This window comes from Lamprobacter sp., from assembly GCF_034860625.1.
In the GTDB taxonomy this organism is placed as follows: domain Bacteria; phylum Pseudomonadota; class Gammaproteobacteria; order Chromatiales; family Chromatiaceae; genus Lamprobacter.
On record NZ_JAYESN010000404.1, the window covers coordinates 1 to 2,025 of the forward strand.

General features: G+C 61.9%; 1 protein-coding gene. It reads right to left on the bottom strand.

The genetic code is table 11. The annotated features are described in order from the left end of the window. Positions 1 to 88: 88 nt before the first annotated feature. Positions 89 to 1,864 (bottom strand): IS1634 family transposase, encoded by a 1,776-nt coding sequence (locus VBE63_RS28110; protein ID WP_323686285.1) that lies wholly within the window; start codon positions 1,862 to 1,864, stop codon positions 89 to 91. Between the last annotated feature and the right edge of the window lie 161 nt (positions 1,865 to 2,025).

Genomic DNA, 2,025 nt, shown 5'->3' on the forward strand with positions numbered 1-2,025 from the left:
CCCGACTTCGACTATTCGGCCCTTGCTCCGCAGCAAGCCATTGATTCTCCGTTCCACGAAGAAAAAGGTCGGCACTACAAGCTGTGGATCAGGCGCTTTGTGATACCTGCTCGGAAGTGATCCTCGGTGGAGGCTGCTCGGGCAATGTCAGGCGCAACTGATTCAGGAGCAACTGCTGATCCTTCTCGGGCTCGGTATAGCGACTAAGGATCAGGGTTCGCCCGTCAGTGGTTGGCAAATGCACATCGACCATCTGCAGTGCGGCGAACTTCTCCAACGCCGCGCGTGGCGTCAGCCCGGAGGCCAAGGCGCGCAGGCGCTGCTTGAGGGTCACTTGCAGGCAGTAGGCAAGGAAGGCCACAAAGATGTGTGCCTCAATGCGGTCATCGCGTTGATGGAAGATCGGACGGATCGACAGGTCCCCTTTCAGCTCCTTGAACGCCTGCTCTACCTCGGTGAGTTGGATGTAATGACGCCACAGCGTGCCCGGATCTTCGTCGCAGAGATTGGAGCGCAGCAGGTAGCGGCCCTCACGGCGGCGCACTTGACGCAGCTTTTTGCGGTTGAGCACGAAGGTGAAGGTCTCGGCGGTAACCGGTTGATCCACCTCAGGCAGGGTGATGCGCAACAAGTGATAGGCGCGCCCTGCCTCTTTCTTGGCTGCACCGAGCTTGATGAGCAGCTCATCGCGCGCGGGTGCTTGACGCTGCAGCTCCTTGAGGCGTTGCCACAGCCGCTTGAGCCGACGTTGACGCATGGCACGCTCCTTGTGCATCCGACCGAGGCTGCGCGCGAGGACGTAGACCTCCCCGTCTTTGTCCAAGAGCTTGACGTCGACCTGCTCGCGCACCTGTGCCCAGGGTTTGCTGAGAAAGGCCTTCTCGAGCTTGGTCAGTCGCCCCTTGGGGACTCCCACCAAGTAGTGTACGGGCTGCTCGCTGGCACGCATCTGTGCCAGCGACTCCTCGGTGGGAATGCCGCGGTCCATGATCCAGACCCGATCGGCCCGGCCATACTGCGCCTCGATCTTGGCCAGGAAGTCCGTCAGCGTCGTCTTGTCACTGGTATTACCCGGCAGCACCTCGTAGGCCAACGGGAACCCCTCGGGGGTGACGATCAGCGCGATGACGACCTGGACGCAATCTGGGCGTTTGTCGCGACTGTAGCCAAAGCGGCGCTTGCCGGCCTCGGGCGGATCGGACTCGAAATAGGTGCTGGTCAGGTCGTAGAGCAGGACATCGAAGCGCACCCCAAACAGCGAGACCCAACGCTCCTGCAGAGAGGAGAACAGCGCGCGCTTGTGCGCAAGCAGCTTGTCCAGACAGCGGTACAGCGTGTGGCTGTGGGCGACGGTGAAATCCTCGCCGAGCAGATCGCCGATGGCACTGTGGTCGAACCAATGCCGATGCAGTCGCCATTCGCTGCCGGGGTCAATCAGGCGGTAACAGACCAGGGTTTTGAGCACGTTGAGCCAGCGCGTGCCCTTGCGGCTTGGCAACAAACGCGGCGCCCAAAAGTCATCCAGACGCAGCTGCGCCCACAGCTCGCACATCAGCCAGCACGCGCCCCATTGACGCGGGCGGCGCAACTGTAAGCCGCTCAGGCGCACCTGGATGACGTCGCAATCCAGCACCGGGACCGAGCGATCCTCGGGAAAGAGGGCCACCTGCGCCGAGGCCCCGTCGTCTTCACTCACCACCGCAATGGTGCGGCACCAGGCTGCTTTCTGGGCGTCATTGATCTCGCCGAGGTACAGCACCTGGCGCTGCACCACGCGCCCGCTGGCGACACGGCGATTCTCAATAATGCTCCAGTAGCGGTGTTCCTTGCCGTCTTTACGGCGCGTCTTTGAGCGCAAGAACATGCCGCCAGTGTCGGTGAAAAAGCACGGCAGCTCAACGACCTAGGTCGGCACTACAGCGGGATTTCGACAGGCGGCGTCAGGAAAATCAGGTGCTTACGCGCCGCCAGGCGTCAAAATACGCCGGATTCGGCCGAATCTGAGGGCGAATAGTCGAAGTCGGG